General features: G+C 61.5%; 21 protein-coding genes. 14 read left to right on the forward strand and 7 right to left on the reverse strand.

Annotated features, from left to right (window positions below):
- The first annotated feature begins 120 nt into the window (after nucleotides 1-120).
- From F475_RS06295 to metC, 9 genes are all read left to right on the forward strand, one after another.
- The gene (locus tag F475_RS06295; RefSeq protein WP_111453454.1) at nucleotides 121-963 is read left to right on the forward strand and encodes a transporter substrate-binding domain-containing protein; all 843 of its coding nucleotides are present in this window, start codon (nucleotides 121-123) and stop codon (nucleotides 961-963) included.
- A 65-nt stretch (nucleotides 964-1028) separates the two neighbouring features.
- On the forward strand, nucleotides 1029-1880 hold the full coding sequence (locus tag F475_RS06300) for a transporter substrate-binding domain-containing protein (RefSeq protein ID WP_028940217.1): 852 nt from the start codon (nucleotides 1029-1031) through the stop codon (nucleotides 1878-1880).
- Nucleotides 1877-3301, forward strand: coding sequence for an FAD-binding oxidoreductase (locus F475_RS06305; RefSeq protein WP_111453455.1), 1425 nt, complete (start codon nucleotides 1877-1879; stop codon nucleotides 3299-3301). The genes F475_RS06300 and F475_RS06305 overlap by 4 nt, the downstream gene beginning before the upstream one ends.
- Nucleotides 3298-4509, forward strand: coding sequence for an aminotransferase class I/II-fold pyridoxal phosphate-dependent enzyme (locus tag F475_RS06310; protein WP_018929772.1), 1212 nt, complete (start codon nucleotides 3298-3300; stop codon nucleotides 4507-4509). The genes F475_RS06305 and F475_RS06310 overlap by 4 nt, the downstream gene beginning before the upstream one ends.
- Nucleotides 4506-5240 (forward strand): amino acid ABC transporter permease, encoded by a 735-nt coding sequence (locus tag F475_RS06315; protein ID WP_111453456.1) that lies wholly within the window; start codon nucleotides 4506-4508, stop codon nucleotides 5238-5240. The genes F475_RS06310 and F475_RS06315 overlap by 4 nt, the downstream gene beginning before the upstream one ends.
- A complete protein-coding gene (locus F475_RS06320; protein WP_111453457.1) occupies nucleotides 5230-6018 on the forward strand; it encodes an amino acid ABC transporter permease in 789 nt (262 codons plus the stop codon). The genes F475_RS06315 and F475_RS06320 overlap by 11 nt, the downstream gene beginning before the upstream one ends.
- A complete protein-coding gene (locus F475_RS06325) occupies nucleotides 6005-6841 on the forward strand; it encodes an amino acid ABC transporter ATP-binding protein (RefSeq protein WP_111453458.1) in 837 nt (278 codons plus the stop codon). The genes F475_RS06320 and F475_RS06325 overlap by 14 nt, the downstream gene beginning before the upstream one ends.
- A gap of 17 nt (nucleotides 6842-6858) precedes the next feature.
- Nucleotides 6859-7455: a cysteine dioxygenase gene (locus tag F475_RS06330; RefSeq protein ID WP_111453459.1), complete on the forward strand. Its 597-nt coding sequence runs from the start codon at nucleotides 6859-6861 to the stop codon at nucleotides 7453-7455.
- Entirely contained in the window at nucleotides 7452-10211 is a 2760-nt protein-coding gene (gene metC, locus F475_RS06335) for a cystathionine beta-lyase (RefSeq protein ID WP_111453460.1), read from the forward strand. Before F475_RS06330 ends, metC begins: the two co-directional genes overlap by 4 nt.
- On the opposite strand, the gene F475_RS06340 is transcribed toward metC, so the two are convergent.
- The 4 genes from F475_RS06340 to F475_RS06355 all read right to left on the reverse strand — a co-directional run bounded on the left by F475_RS06340 (nucleotide 10208) and on the right by F475_RS06355 (nucleotide 13566).
- Entirely contained in the window at nucleotides 10208-11395 is a 1188-nt protein-coding gene (locus tag F475_RS06340) for an MFS transporter (RefSeq protein ID WP_111453461.1), read from the reverse strand. The genes metC and F475_RS06340 overlap by 4 nt on opposite strands.
- Nucleotides 11396-11448: 53 nt before the next feature.
- Nucleotides 11449-12147 carry a dienelactone hydrolase family protein gene (locus F475_RS06345; RefSeq protein WP_018929765.1) on the reverse strand — a complete coding sequence of 233 codons (699 nt, stop codon included), beginning with the start codon at nucleotides 12145-12147 and terminating at the stop codon, nucleotides 11449-11451.
- 47 nt (nucleotides 12148-12194) lie between these two features.
- Nucleotides 12195-12710 (reverse strand): DoxX family protein, encoded by a 516-nt coding sequence (locus F475_RS06350; protein WP_018929764.1) that lies wholly within the window; start codon nucleotides 12708-12710, stop codon nucleotides 12195-12197.
- A gap of 214 nt (nucleotides 12711-12924) precedes the next feature.
- Nucleotides 12925-13566: a ferric reductase-like transmembrane domain-containing protein gene (locus F475_RS06355; RefSeq protein ID WP_111453462.1), complete on the reverse strand. Its 642-nt coding sequence runs from the start codon at nucleotides 13564-13566 to the stop codon at nucleotides 12925-12927.
- Between the two features lie 228 nt (nucleotides 13567-13794).
- Here F475_RS06355 and glsB point away from each other — a divergent pair, with 228 nt between their 5' ends.
- From glsB to F475_RS06375, 4 genes are all read left to right on the forward strand, one after another.
- The gene (glsB, locus tag F475_RS06360) at nucleotides 13795-14703 is read left to right on the forward strand and encodes a glutaminase B (RefSeq protein WP_018929762.1); all 909 of its coding nucleotides are present in this window, start codon (nucleotides 13795-13797) and stop codon (nucleotides 14701-14703) included.
- A gap of 89 nt (nucleotides 14704-14792) precedes the next feature.
- Nucleotides 14793-15911, forward strand: coding sequence for a DUF3616 domain-containing protein (locus F475_RS06365; protein WP_111453463.1), 1119 nt, complete (start codon nucleotides 14793-14795; stop codon nucleotides 15909-15911).
- A gap of 83 nt (nucleotides 15912-15994) precedes the next feature.
- On the forward strand, nucleotides 15995-17497 hold the full coding sequence (locus F475_RS06370; protein WP_111453464.1) for an aldehyde dehydrogenase family protein: 1503 nt from the start codon (nucleotides 15995-15997) through the stop codon (nucleotides 17495-17497).
- A 148-nt stretch (nucleotides 17498-17645) separates the two neighbouring features.
- Nucleotides 17646-17996: a BON domain-containing protein gene (locus F475_RS06375; RefSeq protein WP_081625598.1), complete on the forward strand. Its 351-nt coding sequence runs from the start codon at nucleotides 17646-17648 to the stop codon at nucleotides 17994-17996.
- 118 nt (nucleotides 17997-18114) lie between these two features.
- Here F475_RS06375 and F475_RS06380 read toward each other — a convergent pair whose 3' ends face one another.
- Complete coding sequence (locus tag F475_RS06380; RefSeq protein WP_111453465.1) at nucleotides 18115-18774, reverse strand: carbonic anhydrase; 660 nt, start codon at nucleotides 18772-18774, stop codon at nucleotides 18115-18117.
- A 92-nt stretch (nucleotides 18775-18866) separates the two neighbouring features.
- Nucleotides 18867-19334 carry a cyanase gene (gene cynS / locus F475_RS06385; RefSeq protein ID WP_018929757.1) on the reverse strand — a complete coding sequence of 156 codons (468 nt, stop codon included), beginning with the start codon at nucleotides 19332-19334 and terminating at the stop codon, nucleotides 18867-18869.
- 118 nt (nucleotides 19335-19452) lie between these two features.
- Between cynS and cynR the strand changes: the two genes are divergently transcribed.
- Nucleotides 19453-20337 (forward strand): transcriptional regulator CynR, encoded by an 885-nt coding sequence (gene cynR, locus F475_RS06390; protein ID WP_111453466.1) that lies wholly within the window; start codon nucleotides 19453-19455, stop codon nucleotides 20335-20337.
- A gap of 1 nt (nucleotide 20338) precedes the next feature.
- On the opposite strand, the gene F475_RS06395 is transcribed toward cynR, so the two are convergent.
- Nucleotides 20339-20641 carry a hypothetical protein gene (locus F475_RS06395; protein WP_018929755.1) on the reverse strand — a complete coding sequence of 101 codons (303 nt, stop codon included), beginning with the start codon at nucleotides 20639-20641 and terminating at the stop codon, nucleotides 20339-20341.
- Nucleotides 20642-20721 lie beyond the last annotated feature (80 nt).

Raw genomic sequence — 20721 nt, forward strand, 5'->3', positions numbered from 1 at the left:
TAGCAGCAATACGGCAAGTTATAACGATATTAGATATTTGAATTTCCGTTACTTCAGGACTGTACCTAGGATGCCGCCTCATCAGGTCGGGGAACGCCGATCATCCATGAGGGGAAATCCATGTTGCTTGAGCGCTCACCTGTAAAACGATGGTTGCCTGTGATGCTGGGCGCCTTGATCTCATTGGCTACCAGTGCCGGGGCTCAGGCTGATGCCACGCTGGACAAGATCCAGCAACGGCATGTGCTGACGGTGGGGGTCGTACTGTCCGGCGGCCCCTTCGGCAGTATCGATCCGGGCACTCAGAAACCTCGGGGCTTGAACGTCGACCTCGCTCAGGAACTGGGTCGGCAGTTGGGCGCCGAGGTGCAATTGGTGCCGGTATTGCCCGCCAACCGCGTGCAGTTTTTGCAGCAGGGCAAAGTGGATTTGTTGATCGCCAACATGGAATGGACCGCCGAGCGCGGTGAGATCCTCGGTTTTGTGCCAACGCCTTTCTACCGTGTCGGCGGTACCGCGGCGCTGCTCAAGTACAGCAAGATCAGCCGTTGGGAAGACCTCAAGGGCCAGCCCGTCTGCACCTCCCAGGGCAGCAGCTACATCAAGCCGCTCACTGATCTGGGCGTGGAGATCAAGGCGTTCAAGAGCTCGTCGGAATCCTTGCTCGCGCTGCGTGGCAACAACTGCGTCGCGGCAGTGCATGACGCCACGCTGATCAACCCGTTGATCGCTGACAATGCCGAATGGCAGGGCTATCGGGCGCTGAGTCCGGAGCTCAACCCGGCCCCTTCGGTGATCTGGACCCGACCTGGCGAACGCGATACCCAGGCCCGGCTCGACCCCATCGTCAAGGAACTGCACCGCAGCGGCTGGCTGATCGACGCCCAGACCCGCAACCGCATAACGCCCGCGTCACCGGCCTTGGTGGAGTTGCAGAAACAGTTCCAGGCCAACGGCGCCTGAGCGGTTCACCTCATTGTTTTCAATAGACCGCCGACGGATTCGGCGGTCGTTCAAGGTAGTCGTGCATGAACCGATATTTTTCCGCTAGAAGCCTGGCCATGCTGTGCCTGGCAGGATGCGCCGTGCTGGGCGCCAGCCTCGCTCAGGCCGATGCCACGCTGGACAAGATCGAACAACGCCACGCGATCAGCGTCGGGGTGATGCTCAGTGGTCCGCCGTTCGGCACCCTCGACCCCAAGACCGGCGAACACCTGGGGTACAACGTCGAACTGGCTAAGGGCATCGCCGAGGCGCTGGGTGTCGAGGCCCAGACTGTTTCGGTGCTGGCACCCAACCGGGTGCAGTTCCTGCAGCAGGGCAAGGTCGACATCCTGATCGCCAATATGCAGTTCACCGAAGAACGCGCCGAGATTCTCGATTACGTGCCCACGCCCTATGAAGAAGTCGGTGGCGCCGCGTTGATTCGCAAGGGTGCGGGTATCACCCAGTGGAGCGACTTTAAGGACAAACCGGTGTGCGTGTCCCAGGGCAGCAACTTCATCAAGCCATTACAGGAAACCTACGGCGCGCAGATCAAGGCGTTTCGCAGCCAGTCCGAATCGCTGTTGTCGTTGCGCGGCAATGGCTGCGTGGCGGCGGTGCATGTCAGCCCGACCATGCATACCTTATTGAGCGATGCCGAGTGGGCCGGGTATGAAATTCCGCTGCCGGGTGACTTGATCCCGTCGAACTCGGTGATCTGGATACGCAAGGGCGAGCACGATACCCAGGCGAAGCTGGATGCCATCGTGCGCGACTGGCACCGCAGCGGCTGGCTGATCGAATTGGGCGAACGCACGGGCATGGCACCGTCGCAAGCCTTGCGTGACCTGCACGAGCAATACCGCAACGCGGCACCGCTGGCAGTGCGGTCATGAGTCGACCGTTGTTCGTGGCCTTGCAGCAACTGCTCGGCGCCCGTCATGTGCAGACCAGCGAAGAGGCCGCGCCGTACCTGACCGACAAACAGGGCCGTTACGTGGGGCAGGTGATTGCCGCCGTGCACCCGGCAAGCACCGAAGAAGTTGCGGCGGTGGTGCGCGCGTGCGTGGCCTGCGATACGCCGGTGGTGGTGCAGGGCGGCAACACCGGGCTGATGGGCGGCGCGACTCCGGACGCCAGTGGCCGCGCGGTGTTGTTGCTGCTCGACCGGATGAATCGCGTTCGGGCAGTGGACACCGACAACGACACCCTGACCGTCGAGGCGGGCTGCATTCTGCACACCATTCAGGGCGTCGCCCGCGATGCCGGGCGCCTGTTCCCGCTGAGCCTGGGCGCCGAAGGCAGCTGCACCATTGGCGGCAATCTGGGCACCAATGCCGGTGGCACGGCGGTGCTGCGCTATGGCAATACCCGCGAATTGACCCTTGGTCTGGAAGTGGTCACCGCCCAGGGCGACATCTGGAATGGCCTGCGCGGTTTGCGCAAGGACAACACCGGCTACGACTTGCGCGACCTGTTCATCGGCAGCGAAGGCACCCTCGGCATCATCACCGCCGCCACCCTGAGACTGTTCCCGTTGCCCAAGGCCCAGGCCACAGCGCTGTTGGCCTTCGACTCGCTGGCCAAAACGGTGACGTTCCTGTCCCATGCCCGCGCCGGTTTCGGTGCCAGCCTGACCGCGTTCGAACTGCTCAGTGCCGGGTGCCTTGCGTTGCTGCGCGAGCAATTTCCCGAAGGCCCACAACCCTTTTCCGGTGCCCGTCAGCCTTGGTTCGCGTTGTTGGAATTGTCCGATAACCACAGCGAAAGCCATGCCCGCGAAGCGTTTGAACAGGTACTGGGCGAGGCCTACGAGCAGAGCCTGCTGGCCGATGCGCTGATCGCCGAAAGCCTCGCCCAGAGCCAGGCGTTTTGGCTGTTGCGCGAGAACATGAGCGAGGCGCAGAAGCGTGCCGGTCGCAATATGAAGCACGACATCTCGGTGCCGATTTCCCAGGTCGTGGCATTTGTCGCCCATACCGATGCGCTGTTGCAGCGCCATTTCCCTGGTGTGCGGCATTACACCTTCGGCCATCTGGGCGACGGTAACCTGCATTACAACGTCGCCCATCCGCACAACTCAACGGTCGAGGCGCACATGGCCCATTACGCAGCACTCAGCCAACTGGTGCACGACAGCGCCCACGCTCACGGCGGCTCCATTAGCGCCGAGCACGGTGTCGGCCAGCGCAAACGGGACATGCTAGGGCGCTACAAAAGCCCGGTGGAACTCGACCTGATGCGCCGGATCAAGCAAGCGCTGGACCCGAACAATCTGCTGAACCCCGGCAAGGTTTTGAAGGGGAGTCAGTCATGACGCTTCGTCTGTCCAAACGCGTACAGCGCGTCTCGCTGTCGGCCAATGCCGCCGCGAAATCTCAAGCCACGGCATTGCGCGAGGCTGGTCGCGACATCCTCGACCTGACCACCGGCGAGCCGGATTTTGACACCCCGGAGCACATCAAGCAGGCCGCTTATGCCGCCATCGCCGCCGGTGCCACCAAGTACACGCCGACACCGGGCGTGAAGGCCTTGCGCATCGCGGTGCAACGCAAACTCCAGCAGGAAAACCAGCTGGACTATCCGCTGGAATCGATCGTGATTGGCAACGGTGCCAAACAGATCATCTTCAATGCCTTTGCCGCCACCCTCGACGACGGCGATCAGGTGCTGGTGCCAACGCCGTACTGGCCGTCGTTCCCCGACAGCGTGCGCTTCAATGGCGGCGAGCCGGTGTTTATCGAATGCGGGCTGGCGCAGGGCTGCAAACTGACGGCCGAACAATTGGAGCAACGGATTGGCGAACGGACTCGCTGGCTGATCCTCAACGGCCCCGGCAACCCCAGCGGCGCGGTGTACAGCGCGGCCGAGCTGCGTGCCCTGGCCGAGGTGCTGCGGCGCCATCCCCACGTGCTGATTCTGCTGGATGAGCTCTACGAACATATCCGTTTCGACGGTTTGCCTGCCCAGAGCCTGCTCAACGTTGCGCCGGATTTGCAGGCGCGCAGCCTGCTGGTGGGCGGGGTGTCCAAGACCTACGCCATGACCGGTTGGCGCATCGGTTTCGGCGCCGGACCGCAAGCGCTGACCCAGGCCATGACCGTGGTGCAATCGCAATCCACCTCGGGCGCTTCCTCGGTCGGACAAGCCGCCGCATTGGCGGCATTCGAAGGTGGACTGGATTTCTTGCGGTCGCAAGTCGCGGCCTATCAACAACGCCGGGATTCACTGGTCAGCGCCTTACGCGAAGTGGACGGTCTTGAAGTGCTCGAACCTCAAGGTGGTTTCTTCGTGTTTGTGCGCTGCGCCGGGTTGTTGGGGCGCTATCGCCCGGACGGTCGACGTCTGCAAAGCGATGCCGACGTCGTCGCGTATTTGCTGGAAGAGGGCGTGGCCGGCGTGGCGGGCAGCGCTTATGGCTTGTCGCCGTGGTTTCGCCTGTCCATTGCCACGGCGACCGACACCGTAGTCGAAGCCGGATGCCGCATCGCTCAAGCCTGCAGGCAATTGCGGGGCGAACCATGAGTCATTTGTTGGAACTGTTCGTCCACTGGGCCGCCGGATTCGGCCTGAACTACGGCTTTCTGCTGGACGCTTATCAGCGCGGAACCCTGGAGAAGGGCGCGCTGACCACGGTGCTGCTGTGCCTGTTCACCATCGTCGGCAGCCTGCTGGCGGGGGTCGGTTTGGCGGCGATGCTGACCTCGGGTAAACCCTGGCTGGCAAAACCAGCACGGGTGTTTGTCGAAGTCACCCGCAACACGCCGACGCTGGTGCAGCTGTATTGCGCATTTCTGGTGCTGAATATGCTGCTGACCCAGGCCGTCGGCGCGGCCAACCCGCTGACGCCGTTCGCTTGGGTGGTGATCGTGATTTCGCTGCACAAAGGTGCGTTTCATGCCGAAGCCTTGCGTGCCGGGATCGAAGCGGTGCCGGCAGTGACAATCGAGGCGGCCAGTTCGCTGGCGTTCAGCAGTCGCCAGTTGTTGTGGAATGTGCAACTGCCGCTGGCCCTGCGTTTTGCCTTGCCATCGCTGATCAACAATCTGATCGACCTGGTGAAAATGACCGCCGTCGCCTCGGCCATCGCCGTCGGCGATATCACCTACGCGGCGATCATGATCTGGACCCAGAGCGATAACGTGTTGGAGCTGATGATTCTGATCCTGACGTTCTTCGGCCTGCTGAGTTTTACCGTCAATTGTGTGGGGCGCCTGCTCGAAGCGCGCCTGAGGATGCCCGGTTATGGCCATTGAATCGTCCGTCACCGCGCCGCTGGCCTGGCCGCGTCGGCATGTCGGCAAGTTGCTGCTGTTGGTGGGGGCCGTGCTCTGGCTGGTGTATTTCGCGCCGCACAGCCCGGTACTCAAGGCTTTGCTGCAATGGTCGCCAGCCTTGGTCGTCGGGTTTGGCCAGAACATTCTGATCAGTCTGGTGGCGATCGGGCTGGGCTCGTTGCTGGGGTTGTTGGTCGGTGCCCTGACGTTGTCGCCGTTGTGGCTGCTGCGCTTGCCGGCGCGGATCTGGGTGCAGATTTTTCGCAACGCGCCGTGGCTGGTGCTGATCTATTTCACCACCTATGTGTTCCCGTTCGAGATCCACATCGGCAGCGCTTATGTCGCGTTCCCGGACTGGGTCAAGGTCACGATTGGCCTGGCGTTGCCGGCGAGCGCCAATGTTGCGGAGATCTTCCGTGGTGCCGTCGCCTCGATCCCCAGTACCCAGTGGGAAGCGGCGCGATCCCTGGCCTTCACTCGCGGGCAGATTTTCCGCTCGATCATCCTGCCGCAGTGCTTCAAACGCATGTTGCCGCCGTGGATGAACCTCTACGCGGTGATCACCATGGGCACCGCACTGGCGTCTTTGGTGGGCGTGCATGACGTGATCGACACCGCGCAAATCGCCAGCAACACGGTGAACCTCACCGGCTTCACCGTGGTGATTTACCTGAGCCTGCTGGTGCTGTTCTTTGCTTACTGCTACCCGATTTCCCGACTCACCCAACGCCTGGAGCGACGTTATGCCTTCTACTGAAACCGTCGCCGAACCCTTGGTCAGCCTGCGCGACCTGCACCTGTCATTTGGCAGCAACCCGGTGCTCAAGGGCATAGACCTCGACGTGCATCGCGGCCAGGCCGTGTCGATCATTGGCCCGTCCGGCTCCGGCAAGTCGACGATCCTGCGCTGCATCACCGGCCTGTTGCAGCCCCAGCGCGGGAGCATCCGCGTCGGCGCCACCGAGGTTCACACCCTGGCCCAGGAAAGCCAGCGTATCGAGCTGCGCAAGCGTGTGGGGTTTGTGTTCCAGCAGTACAACCTGTTTCCGCATTTGTCGGTGCTGGAGAACCTGGTGATCGCCCCGCGCAAAGTGCTGGGGCGCAACCGCTCCGAGGCCGAAAAAGACGCCCGCGCCTTGCTGGCCAAGGTGCGCATGGAGCACAAGGCCGATGCTTATCCGGGGCAACTCTCCGGCGGTCAGCAACAGCGGGTGGCGATTGCCCGGGCGTTGGCCATGCGCCCGGAACTGATTCTGTTCGATGAGGTGACTTCTGCCCTCGACCCGGAAACCGTTGGTGAGGTGCTGACGGTGATTCGCGCACTCACGGAAGAGGGCATGACCTGCGTGCTGGTGACCCACGAAATGCGTTTTGCCGAAGAGATCAGCGACATCGTCTACTTCACCGAAAACGGTGTGATCGTCGAACGCGGCAGTGCCAAGCAGATCTTCCAGCACCCCACCAGCGAACGGACCCAGGAGTTTCTGCGTCACGCCCTGGGCGATCCGGGACGCCGTCCCCGTGTCGCCAACGATCCATATCTGTTGAGTAACCTGAGCCGCTACAGCCTGTCCGTCTAATACCGAGGAGTCTGTTCATGAGTACCGATAACCGTGCCGCCGTCATCGAGGATTTCCTCAAGAAAATCCGCGTCATCCATCAGCGTGGCGTCGACCGCGCCGCGTTGACGGAGATCGTCGCCTTGCTCGAAACCCTGGCCGAGCGCCGTGATCTGTTCAATTTCGACGCGTTCCCGGCGCCCGTGCCGGGACAGGGCAGCACCGCGTTCCGCTACCGCCTCAACGACGATGGCGACACACCGACGCTGTACCTCAACTCATTGCTGCCGGGTAAAAGTACGATCCCGCACAACCACGAAACCTGGGCGATCATCAGCGCCATCGAAGGCCAGGAAATCAACTACGTCTACGCCCGTGATGACGAGGGCCGCGAGCCTGGGTTCACCACGTTGCACCTGGAAAAGGAAGTGATCGTGCAACCCGGCACGTCGATCTCGTTTCTCGGTGAAGACCTGCATGGCATCCGTGTCGAAGGCGAGCAGCCGACCCTGCATTTCCACCTGTACGGTTTGCCGCTGGAATCGCTCAACGGCCGTTACGGGGTCGAGGCCGACGGGCGCATTCTCAATTACAACGCCTCGCAAATGGCGCCGTCGATCAAGGCCTACACATGAGCCAGACCGTAACCCCAGGGCAACTGCAGCAATGGCTGTTCGACGGGCAGGAAATTGCCCTGTTTGATGTGCGTGAGCATGGCCAATATGGCGAAGCCCACCTGTTTCACGGGGTGAACCTGCCCTATAGTCGCCTGGAGCTGGAGGTCCGACGCCTGGCGCCGAACCCTCAAGTGCGGCTGGTGATCTATGACCAGAACGGCGGGGACATCGCGGCGCGTTCTGCTCGGCGTTTGCAGGCGCTGGGGTACAGCCGCGTGCATATTCTCGACGGCGGTGCCGATGCCTGGAAGGCGGCAGGCCTGCAACTGTTCGCGGGTGTGCATGTGCCGTCCAAAGCCTTTGGCGAGTTGGTGGAAGAAGCCAGTGATACGCCGCATGTCACCGCCAGGCAGCTGGCTGAATGGCAAGCCCGGGGCGAGCCTCTGGTGGTGCTGGACGGTCGGCCGTTCGACGAATACCGCAAGATGACCATCCCCGGTTCTGTCTGCTGCCCGAACGGCGAGCTGGGCTATCGCGTACAGGATCTGGTGCCGGACGACAGCACGCCGATCGTGGTCAATTGTGCCGGTCGAACCCGCAGCATTATTGGCGCCCAGACCCTGATCAATCTGGGATTGAAGAATCCGGTCTACGCCTTGGAAAACGGTACGCAGGGCTGGTACCTGGAAGATTTCCGGCTGGAACATGGCAGCACCCGCCGCTATGCCGATGAGGTGTCATCGAAGACCTTGCCGCAACAACGCCTCGCCGCGGCACAACTGGCCGCACGGGCCGGGGTAGAAACCGTTACGGCGGCGCAAGTCGAGCAGTGGGCCGGGGAGGCCGCACGCAGTTTGTTTCTGTGCGATGTGCGCACCGCCGAGGAGTTTGTCACCGGCAGTTTGCCCGGTGCGCAACACACGCCGGGCGGGCAGTTGATTCAGTCTACCGACCTGTACATCGGCGTGCGTCAGGCGCGGTTGGTGCTGATCGACAGCGATGGCATACGGGCGCCGATCGTTGCCAGTTGGCTTCGGCAGTTGGGGCATGAAGCTTATGTGCTGGAAGGTGGGGTGAGTAGCGGTCTGGCATTGCCCGCGCTTGAGGTATCCGTTCACGAAACATTGCCCGTGACCACCGCGCAGGCCCTGGCCGATGCGTTGAAGGATGGCGCGCTGGCATTGATTGACCTGCGCCCGAGCATGACCTTCCGCAAAGGTCATATCGCCGGCTCACGCTGGTCGATTCGTTCGTTGCTGGCAAGTGAAGTGGCCGGTGAACAGCGACCCCTGGTGTTGCTGGCCGATGACCCGCAGCTGGCAGCGTTCGCGGCGCTGGAATTGCCCGATGTTCAACGTGCGCAAACCCGGCTGTTGAGCGGCGGCGTTGACGCCTGGCGCGAGGCGGGTTTTGCGTTGCAAGAAGATGCCAATACGCCGCCCGATCAGCAGTGCATCGATTTTCTGTTCTTTACCCATGATCGCCACGCCGGCAACAAGGACGCGGCGCGTCAGTACCTGGCCTGGGAAATCGGCCTGTTGGCGCAAATGAGCGCAGACGAAATCGCCAGCCTGAAACCGCTGCGCGCGCCGTCTCAAGCGACTCGTGATGCGCGGGTGCGTACCCGTCTAGTGCAGGCGGCGCGTACCGAAAAGGGCAGTGGCAGTCGAGGTGTCAACGTGCCCGTCACTCGTTTGAGCACGGTGCTGTTCGACAACCTGGCGCAGATGCGCGATGCCCGTGCTCGCCGTGACCGGGAGCGGGTGCTGAGCTATGGCGCTCGGGGCAATCCGACCGCTTTTGCCTTGGAAGACCTGGTGACGGAGCTGGAAGGCGGTTATCGCACCCGCTTGTTTGGCACCGGGCTGGCGGCAGTGGCGCAGACGTTCCTGGCCTACCTGCGGCCCGGCGATCATGTGCTGATCACCGACGCGGTGTATGCGCCCGTGCGGCGTCTGGCTCGGGAGCTGCTTGGGCCGTTCGGCATCCAGGTCGGCTACTTCGCGCCTGACGGCAGCGGCCTGCAAGGGCAACTGCAAGCCAATACAAAAATGGTCTACACCGAAGTGCCCGGCTCGCTGCTGTATGAACTCAGCGACCTGCCGGCCATCGCCGCACTGTGCAAACCACGGGGCATCCTGCTGGCCGTCGATAACACGTGGGGTTCGGGCTACCTGTACCGGCCGCTGACGCTGGGCGCGGACATCTCGATCATGGCGTTGACCAAGTACCTGTGCGGCCACAGCGATGTGGTCATGGGCAGCGTCTGTACCCGGCAAGAAGTCTGGCAGCCGCTGGCGTCCATGAGCGACACCTTTGGCAGCGCCGTCAGCCCTGACGACGCCTGGCTGGTGCTGCGCGGCGCCCGAACCCTGGCGCCACGCCTGGAGGTGCACGAACGCCAGGCCCTGGAAATCGCTCATTGGCTACAAGCGCAACCGCAGGTGAAACGGGTGTTCCATCCGGCGCTGGCCGATCATCCCCATCATGCCCTGTGGCGGCGGGACTTCACGGGCAGTAACGGCTTACTGTCCTTCGAACTGCGTGATGCCGACGCTACGTATGTAGAGCGCTTCATCGATGCGTTGCAGGTGTTTGGTCTGGGCGCGTCCTGGGGCGGCTATGAAAGCCTGGTCACCGTCGCCGACACCCAGGATCGCAACAGTGCGGCAGATCGCGCATTGAATCCGGTGCTGCGGTTGCACATTGGCCTGGAAGATGTCGACGCGTTGATCGAGGATTTGCAACGCGGGTTCACCGCGATCGAGGACTAGGACTTGCGCAACAGGAGCAACGCCAGCGCCGCAGCCGCCAGCACCGCCCCTGCGATGAAAGTGCTGGCGGAGCCCGAGGTTTCCCATAGCGCGCCAGCCAGTACGCTGGCGATCAACAGGCACATGCCGCTGATCAGATTGAACAGGCCGAAGGCCGTGCCCCTGAGATGTTCGGGTGCGGTGTCGGCGATCAGCGTCGCGAGAATGCCCTGGCTGAACCCCATATGCAGACCCCACAAGGCTACGCCCGCCAGCATTGTCATGATTGAATCCGCTTGCGCCAGCAGCAGGTCCGCCAGGATCAGCAGCCCCATGCCGACACACAGCAACTTGGTGCGGCTGATCCGGTCGGACAACCAGCCGGCAGGGTAGGCCGACACCGCATACAGCAGCGACATGACCACCATCACCATTGGCACCCAAGTGGCCGTCAGGCCTGTCTGCTGCGCTTTCAAGACCAGAAAGGCCTCGCTGAAACGGGCCAGCGTGAAGAGCCCGCCGACGATCACTACCCACCAGTAACCCCGGGAAAACTCCCGCAGAACCTTCCAGTGGATAGGCGAGCGAAAGGTGTGTTTCCCGGCGACATCGGTTGGTTCTTTGACTCCACCGACAATCAGCGCCACCGATATCACCGCCGGGATCACCGCAAACCACAACACCAGATGGATCTGCCCGAGCCAGAGCATCAGCACGATCGCCAGAACCGGACCCAGAATCGCCCCCACGGTGTCCATCGACTGGCGTAAGCCGAAGCAGGCACCACGGATTTCGGCGGGGGCGACATCGGCGACCAGCGCATCGCGCGGCGCGCCACGAATGCCTTTGCCGATGCGGTCCAGAAAGCGCGCGGTAAATACCACATCAACCGAGTGCGCGAGGGGAAACAGCGGCTTCGACAACGCCGCCAGACCGTAGCCCATCAACAGCAGGCCTTTACGCCGGCCGATAAAGTCGCTGATGGCGCCGGAGAATATCTTGACCACCATCGCCGTCGCCTCGGCAATGCCTTCGATCACCCCGACGGTCAGTGCGCTAGCGCCTAAAGTAGTGACCAGAAATACCGGCAACAGGCTGTGCACCAGCTCTGACGAAAGGTCCATGAACAGGCTGACAAAACCCAGGGCCCAGACCGTGGAGGGGATACGCAGTGAGGCTGGTCTGGGTTTTGCTAGGTTGTCCATGCTGGTTTCCGGGCTGAATACTCATCGAGTATTGATAGCGCCAACCTCGGCTATCAAAGGTTCTGACTTAAAAAGATCAACGTATTGCCATGCGCCTCGGCCGCCGCCCGTTGGTTGTAGCTGTCACGGTGCGAGCAGTTGAAACCATGTTCGGCCCCCGGATACACCTCGATATCGACATCGTCGTTGAACTCGAAACGCTCGGCGATTTGCTTCACGGCGTCGATGGGGATGTGGCTGTCCTGTTCGCCGAAGTGCATCAGCAGCGGCACCTTGATTTCACCGGCCCGATCCAGTTGGTTCTGAATGCCGCCGCCGTAATAGGCGATCGCCACGTCGACGAAACCGTTGGCTGCGGTGTTGTACGACAGCATGCCGCCGAAGCAGTAACCGATGGAGGCGATCCTGCCGTCGAGCCCGGTATGCGTCTTCAGGGTATCGATGGCCAGTTTGATGTCAGCCTGGGCTTTATAGCGGTCGGTGGCGTTCATCAATTCGACGGCGCGTTTCCAGCCGGCTTCGTCGTAGCCCAGTTCGATACGGTGGCCGTGGCGCCAGAACAGATCCGGCGCTATGACCAGATAGCCATCGGCGGCGTATTGCTCGGCGACCGAGCGGATGTGCTCGTTGACCCCGAAGATTTCCTGAATCAGCACGATCCCCGGCCCTTTACGGGTGTGAGGGATGGCCAGGTAAGCGCCGAAGGTGCCTTCGGGGCTGCTGATTTCGATCCATTGGCTGGTTACGCTCATGATGGCTCCTTTGCATAAGTTGGATGGGGTATCGAGACGCTGGCGCCTCAGCGGTGACTGCGCCGCCAGAAGAGTCGAGCCAACAACGCGTCCATGCTGAGTTTGCCGGCCCCCGAGAACAACAACGGCATGAGGGCTACGAGGTAGATCAACGGCAGCTTGAAGTTGCCGTGGCCCTTGTTGCTGATGGCATAACCCTGGGCAAGTTCACTCAATGTAGACCAATCAGCCGGCCAGTGGACGGCAGCGGTCGCGACGACCGTGACCACCACGAGAATAATCGCCGAGAGCCGTGTCCCGAGGCCTGCCAGCAGGGTGAGGGCGCAGATCAGCTCGGCCCACATCGCCAGTTCCCAGTTCAGCGTGGCGGGAACGTGGTTGAAGGGAAACGGGAAGCGGTCCTGGATGTCCGCGAACCAGTTCTGGCCGTTCCATTTTTCCAGGCCAGACTCGAAAAACTCCCAGGCCAGAAACAGCCGCAGGGTAAGGGGCGCGATCCAGTTGCCGACGCGGTCGAGGTTCAGGTGCAGGCCTTTGACGGCTGATGAAAGGGAAGTGTTCATGGGTTTGATCTCCGTGAGTTTGATCGTTGGCAGGCAATCACCCGTAGCCGCTGTAGCAGCTGCCGAGCAGCGCGAGGCTGCGTTCGGCTGCGAAGCAGTCGTACAGCCTGACGTTGCGGTGCGTCAGGCTGACCGCGTTAGTCGAATTCACGACTGCTGCGCAGCCGAACGCAGCCTCGCAGGCTCGACAGCTGCTACAGCGAGCGCAGAGCTGCTACGGGGTGTTGTTGGTCAGGGGATAGGCGCGGGGCAGGCTACGTTTGTACTTCTGCGCAATCGTGCCCAGCAGCCGAATGACAATCGCTGAAAACATCAGGCCGAACGGCAGAACGTACCAGGCGCTCAGTGGGATGCGTTTGAAGTTGGAATAGGTGAACACCGCCGCGATCACCCACATGCCGCAGGTGTGCAGGGTTTTCCAGGCTTTGGGGCCGATCAGGCGCGCCGTGGTTTTGAATGAGGTCAATGTCATCAACAGAATGAACAGGTAACCGACCGAACCCGGAATATTGCCGACCGTGGTGCGGCCGGGCCAGAACTCGGGGTTCAGTTGGCCGTAGCTGTAGATCAGGATGGCGTGGACCAGATGGGAAAACGCGAAGGCCAGGCCGATGAAGCGTCGTTCACGCACCAGCGAGTGGCTGAAAGGCGAGGGCACCAGCACCGCCAGGGCCGATGCAGTGAACGCGGCGAGAAACAGCGCAAACGAAGTGCGTGCGGTGGCGCGAATGGCGCTGCGGGTGGCTTCTACCAGATCGGGGTTGAGCAGCAGAATCAGGCCGGTCATCAGCAGCACCAGCATGGCCAGCAGGCCAAACAGCGACCAACCATGGTAACGGGGGACTTGGGTCATCATGACAACACTCCTGAGCAAGGGCCGACCCGGTTTACCGGTGGTCAGCGGACGACAGAAGTGTTGCAATCAGCTGTATTGGCGATATGTCTGAAAGACCGCCCGGTGCAAGTTGGTGTATCCCGGGCCGCGACAGATACATTCGCGTACAAAACTGTGATTCAGCGCCGTCCAGCGGCGTCTAGCGACAGTGTCCCCGCAATCCCATGGGGCGAGACTTCGGAACCCGGCATGCAAGCGCTGTTGAACGAGATCCTTGACGCAGTCCGACCGTTGATCGGTCAGGGCAAAGTGGCTGACTACATTCCCGCCCTCGGCGAGGTACCGGGCAATCAATTGGGCATTGCCGTGTATGGCAATGACGGCGAGTTGTTTTGCGCGGGGGACGCCGACACGCCGTTCTCGGTGCAGAGTATTTCCAAGGTGTTCAGCCTGGTGCAGGCCATCGAACACTCCGGCGAAGCGATATGGGAACGCCTGGGCCACGAGCCGTCGGGCCAGCCGTTCAACTCGCTGGTGCAGCTGGAATTCGAGCGCGGGCGCCCGCGCAATCCCTTCATCAATGCCGGTGCGCTGGTGATCTGCGACATCAATCAATCGCGCTTTGCCGCTCCAGCGCTGTCGATGCGCGATTTCGTCCGGCGCTTGTCCGGCAACCCGAACATCATGGTGGACGGCAAGGTCGCCGAATCCGAATACCAGCACCGCGCGCGTAACGCGGCCATGGCGTATCTGATGCAGTCGTTCGGCAACTTCCATAACGATGTCGAGGCGGTGCTGCGCAGCTACTTCAGCCATTGCGCGCTGCGCATGAGTTGCGTGGACCTGGCCCGGGCGTTCTGCTTCCTGGCCAACGACGGCTTCTGCAAACACAGCGGCGCACAGATCCTCAGCGCCCGCCAGACCCAACAAGTCAACTCGATCATGGCCACCAGCGGGCTGTACGACGAAGCGGGCAACTTTGCCTATCGCGTCGGTCTGCCGGGCAAGAGCGGCGTGGGCGGGGGCATCGTCGCGGTGGTGCCGGGGCAATTCACGGTGTGCGTCTGGTCCCCGGAATTGAACGCCGCCGGTAACTCGCTCGCGGGCATGGCGGCGCTGGAGTTGTTGAGTCAGCGGATTGGCTGGTCGGTGTTCTGATGGCGCTCCTTGACTTGCACCGGGTGGTCGCTAACGTGAAGTAGATCTTTTGACTGCTCACCCGATCGGGTGGAGGCGCGGGTGAATCCATGATGAAGTTCGGTTCCGCGCTTCTCGTCTTCAATGAGACGGACGCTCATTTGCGCGACGGGTTGTCTGCCGTGGTGCAGGTCGGTAATACCCTGTGGGTCGCCAATGATGAATCATTGAGCCTTGAACGTTTCACCCGGCGCGAGCGCGCCAGCCCGGGCCAATTTCTGTTTGATCAGCAGAAGCGGTTCCCGTTGGCATCCCTGTTGACGCTGCCGGTCATGCCGGACGTTGGCAAAGAAGACGTTGAAGCAGACCTGGAGGGCATGAGCTACGACCGCGACACAGGGTATCTCTGGATCGTGGGCTCTCACAGCCTGAAACGGAAAAAGCCCGATAGCACCAAGTCCCTGAAGAAAAACGCCGAACGTCTGGCCATTGTCAGCCGTGATGGCAATCGTTTTCTCCTGGCCCGGATTCCGCTGGTCGAAGAAAACGGGACGTTCACTTTGGTGAAGAGCACCACCAGCGATGATCGAGTCGCCGCTCAATTGGCCGGCAATCAACTGGGTAACGAATTGCTCGATGAACTCAAGGACGACGAACATGTCGGGGCATTCCTGCACATTCCCAGCAAGGACAACGGGTTCGATACCGAAGGCCTCGAGGTCAATGGCAAGCGTGTTTTTATCGGGTTGCGAGGGCCTGTGCTGCGGGGATGGGCAATCATTCTGGAGGTCGAACCCGAAGACCATCCCAAGCTTGCTCACACACTGAGGCTGAAGAAAATCGGGCCGGGTGGGCGAAAGTATCGAAAGCATTTTTTCCAGCTGAATGGACTCGGCGTCAGGGACTTATGCCTCGATGGTGACGATATGTTGATCCTGGCTGGACCGACGATGGACCTCGACGGGCCCGTCACTGTATTTCGATGGCGCGACGGCGCCAGGCCAGCAGATGAAGGTTTCGTTTTCAGCGAACAATTGACGTCGGTCCTGGAGGTTCCTTACGGGCAAGGAGAAGATAAAGGCTGCGATCATGCCGAAGGGATGACCTTTATCGGCACCGAAGGCGTAGAAGAGCCATTGTTGCTGGTGGTTTATGACGTGAATTCGGACAAGCGTAAACAGGGCAGCAATGGACTGGAGCAGGACGTATTTCGACTTGCTAAAAAGTAACCGCCACCGCGTCCCGGTGAATGACGCTCCACGGATTTTCCTATACATTTTCCGACCGCCCCCCTGCATGGTGAAACCGCTTCATGTCTCTTGCGCTCGAACGTCTAGTCGCTGGCACGCCGATCCCATTTGCCGGTAATCGTGTCACGGTCGTCAGCCCCGAACTGGCGGCGCGCTTTCAGCCCGGCGACCATCTGCTGGTGGAGCAGGTCAGCGGCGAGTTGTTGCTGATCCCGGTGGCGGATCAGCAGGCGGCGACGGTCGCCATCGAGCGCGCCGAGGCGGCGTTTGCCGCAATGTCCAGCGTTTCGGATCACGCCATCAGCGAGTTCTTTGATCGCTTCGCGCAACGCCTGGAAACCCCGGAATGCTGGGCTTTGATTGCAGCCGCCAACCTGGCCGACATCGAGCGGGCCAAGGCACGCGGGCGTTCCACCACGCGATTGCTGGCTGATGAGCGCATGCGCCGCGACATGATCGCCGGCCTGCGGGCCTGGCGCGATGCGCCGGCCACCCGCGGTCAAGTCGTGAGCTGCGTCGAGCACGACGGCTGGAAAGTCGAGCAGGTGGTTTCGCCGCTGGGCATCGTCGCTTTTGTGTTCGAAGGCCGGCCCAATGTCTTCGCCGACGCTGCCGGTGTGCTACGCACTGGTAACACCGCGGTGCTGCGCATTGGCAGCGACGCGTTGGGCACCGCCCAGGCCATCGTCACCCATGCATTGAATCCGGCACTGGCCGATGCCGGGTTGCCGAGCGGTGCAGTGTCGCTGGTCGAAAGTGTCAATCACGCCGCCGGCTGGGCAATGTTCGCCGACCGGCGCCTGTCGCTGGCCGTGGCTCGTGGTTCGGGGCGTGCGGTCAGCCAGTTGGGCAGCATCGCGCAACAGGCCGGCACCGCCGTCAGCCTGCACGGCACCGGTGGCGCCTGGATGATCGCGAATAAAGATGCCGATGCCCAGCGCTTCGCCGCCGTGGTGCGCAATTCGCTGGACCGCAAAGTCTGCAACACCTTGAACGTTTGCCTGATCCACCGCGACCGAGCAGCCGAACTGGTGCCGCTGTTTCTCGATGCACTGCAACAAGCCGGCACCGCGCGAGGCCAAGGCTGCAAACTGCACATCGTCGAGGGCAGCGAGCAGCATTTGCCGAGCGATTGGCGCACCGCGAGCGTCGAGGTGTACCGCGCCGAAGGCTATCAGACCGAAGCACAGGCCGAACCGCTGCCCGAGGACCAATTGGGCCGCGAGTGGGAATGGGAAGAAACCCCGGAAGTCAGCCTGAAGATCGTCGACGATCTGGATCAGGCCATAGCCTTGTTCAACCGCTACAGCCCGCAATTCACCGTGTCGCTGATCAGTGAGGATGCCCAGGCGCAGGCGCGTTTCTACAACGCGGTCAACGCGCCTTTTGTCGGCAACGGGATCACCCGCTGGGTCGACGGACAGTACGCGCTGAACAAGCCGGAACTGGGGCTTTCGAACTGGGAGAGCGGTCGCCTGTTTGCGCGCAGCGCGATTCTCTCGGGTGATGGCGTGTTCACGATCCGCAGCCGCATGACCCAGGTGGATCTGTCGGTCAAACGCTGACAGCGATAAGTTAAGCCACGCTCCCACGGATTTTCGTCGCTCATCAGGAGCCGCCGGCTGCAGGCAACGGCACACACTATACTTATTGTGTGTCCGTGCCTGCGCGGGGACGGACAGCGCATCTGATTACGTGTGAGAGGATTGCGCCATGAAACTTCATGACTTCCAACATTACTCCCATGGTCTGGAAACGGTCGTTCACGACACGTGGATTACCACCCGGGTAAAGTCGGCCCTGGCATTGGCCGATACCACTCTTGGCCTGAATGTCCATGTCAAAACCCATGCGGGTGCGGTGGCATTGAGCGGTCGCGTCAATACCCATAGACAGTGTGAGCACGCTGTTGCTCTGGCCCGTTCGGTTCCTGGTGTCGTCAACATCGATGCCAGCGAATTGCTCACTCATGTGTTCACCCCAGGCAGTTTTCCAGAAGCGCCCAACGCTGAAGACACACCTGAACGTCGGCCACAATCGTCAGCCAAGACGGACGACAAATAACCAGGGCGACCGTGTGAGTGTCACATTCCCGGCCGGGAAACGAGGACGGGCGCAGTAGCGCGCCTGTCCACTTTGTAACGCTGCGCCAAGCCTGGTGCAGCTTGTGCGGTCGACACCTTCAGGCGGCTTCGACCGTTTTGCCGTGCACGGCGCAAGTGCCGGGGTGTTCGGCCAGCGACACGAAGCTGTGACTGCCGGCATCCAGGGCATCGACCGAGCCGGTTTCGATGTCATAGACCCAGCCATGCAGGTTCAACAGGCCTTTTTCCAGGGCCAGGCGCACGCTCGGGTGGGTCTGGATATTCGCCAGTTGGGCGATGACGTTTTCCCGCACCATCGAACTGACCTTGGCCGCGTCGCTGGCATGAGGGCGGGCTTCGTTGATCACCTTGGCCGACTCGGCGTGCTGCAACCAGCCGCTGACGGCGGGCAGGTGATCCATGCATTTGCACTGGGCAATGGCGGTCATGGCGCCACAGTCCGAATGCCCGCAGATCACGATGTCCGTCACGCCCAATACCGCGACCGCATATTCCACCGTGGCCGACACGCCGCCCGGATGCGGGCTGTAAGAGGGCACGATATTGCCGGCGTTGCGCACCACGAACAGTTCGCCGGGCTCTTGCTGGGTCAGCAGTTCCGGTATCACGCGGCTGTCGGAACAGGTGATGAACAAGGTGCCGGGATGCTGGGTGGTGGCCAGGTGTTTAAACAGGTCGGTACGTTGCGCAAACGCTTCTTTCTGAAACTTCAATAAACCTTCGATGAGCGCTTTCATGGCGGACTTCCTTGCAATGAATGAGGGGGCGTAGCAGCCTCGCAGGCTCGGCAGCTGCTACGGGGTATCGCTTGCTAAAGGTGGCCAGTTACTTAGAACGGACGCAGCGGCAGGAACTTGCCGTCCAGGGTAATCACGGCGCGGGAGCCGCCTTCCGGGTCTTCGACCTTTTTCAGGTCCAGCTTGAAGTTGATCGCGCTGATGATGCCGTCGCCGAACTGCTCGTGAACCAGGGCTTTGAGCGTGGTGCCGTAGATCTGGATCATTTCGTAGAAACGGTAGATGGTCGGGTCGGTCGGAACACCCGACAGGCTGCCGCGCAGCGGGATGATTTGCAGGCGGGCCACGGAGTCGGCGTCCAGCTCGAGTTTTTCGCCGATTACTCTGGCGGCGGCTTCCGGCAGTGGATGCTGACCGAGCAGGGCGGCGGTGACGTAGGCCAGACCCAGGCCGGTGCCGTCAGTCAGATCCTGCCAGGACAGATTCTTGCGCGCCTTGGCATCGAGGATCGAAGTGGTCAGGGCCAGACTAGTGTCCTGGTAAGCGTGGGACTGTTGCATGGTGTGACTCCTATCGGTTGTGGCTGGAAAGTGGAGCCATCTTCGGTTGATTGATCCATAGCGTCCAAGATCGATATATAATGCTTTGCATAAGTCCTGCCTATAGATGATGAGCCCCATGCTGCTCCGACATTTGCGCTACCTGCTGGCGGTCGCCGACCACGGCGGCTTCACCCGCGCCGCGGAGGCATTGCACGTCTCCCAACCGACACTGTCCCAGCAGATCCGGCAACTGGAGGAAACCCTGGGTGTCAGCCTGTTCGACCGCACCTCGCGCACGGTCAGAGCGACCGACGCGGGGCAGGCCTATATCGAATGCGCCCGGCGGGTGCTGGTGGAACTGGAAGCGGGCAAACGCGCGCTGCATGATGTGAAGGACTTGTCTCGCGGCACCTTGCGACTGGCCATGACGCCAACGTTCATGGCGTATCTGGTGGGGCCGCTGGTGCGCGATTACGCGGCGAAGTTTCCGAACATCCATCTGCAGATTTTCGAGTTGTCGATGGATGACATCGAGACGGGGTTGCTTGATGACTCGCTAGACATTGCCATTGCCTTCACCCCGGTGAGGAGCCCGGATATCGAGTGCGTGCCGGCGTTTGTCGAGACTCTGGGTGTGGTGGTCGGGCACCGTCATCCGTTGTACGAACGGCAGATCCCGCTATCGCCCAAGGAGATGGCGCAATTGGAATTCGCGTTGCTGACGCCGGACTTCATCACCCGATCCTCAGTCGACGAGTATTTTCGGCAGCAGAACATCACGGCCAAGGTGGCGATCGAGGTGAATTCGGTGAGTACGTTGCTGGAGGTCATTCGCTACACGCCGATGGCCACCATCCTCCCGGAGCCCATCGCCACGGCGGAACGGGCATTGCGCCGAATTGAATTACAGGGCGAGGCACCCCGGCGCGACGCGGCATTGCTGCGCAGGAAGAACAACTATCACAGTGCCGCGTCTGTGGCGTTCGCGAACCTGGTGATGGCCGGCAGCACCAGCGTGTGAATCAATCATCCACCGACTGGCAGATGCCATTGCCGCCTTTCTTGCTGGTATAGGTCACGGCTACCGTGTCGTCATCCGCGATGCTGATCGAGATCGTCACATCCGGCCCCTTGGCCTCGAAAAGGCGATCATTGATCATTTTGGTCTGGGCTTCTTTGCTGTTGATCATCACCGGACCATCCTGGTCGGCGTGGACCATGATTTTCCCGGGACAGTCCACATCGAAGGCGGGAATGCCGGGGAGACTGTTCGCATGGGCTGCACTCGCCAATGCCAGTAGCATGAATGTCAGGGTTGTTTTCATCGCAGACCTCCAGCGGATAAACCGATGTCCAGCGCACTGTTAACCATAGCCCTGTTCTTTTGACCCGGTGCAAAGTCAGA

The sequence above is a fragment of the Pseudomonas sp. URMO17WK12:I6 genome, assembly GCF_003253625.1.
Taxonomy (GTDB): domain Bacteria; phylum Pseudomonadota; class Gammaproteobacteria; order Pseudomonadales; family Pseudomonadaceae; genus Aquipseudomonas.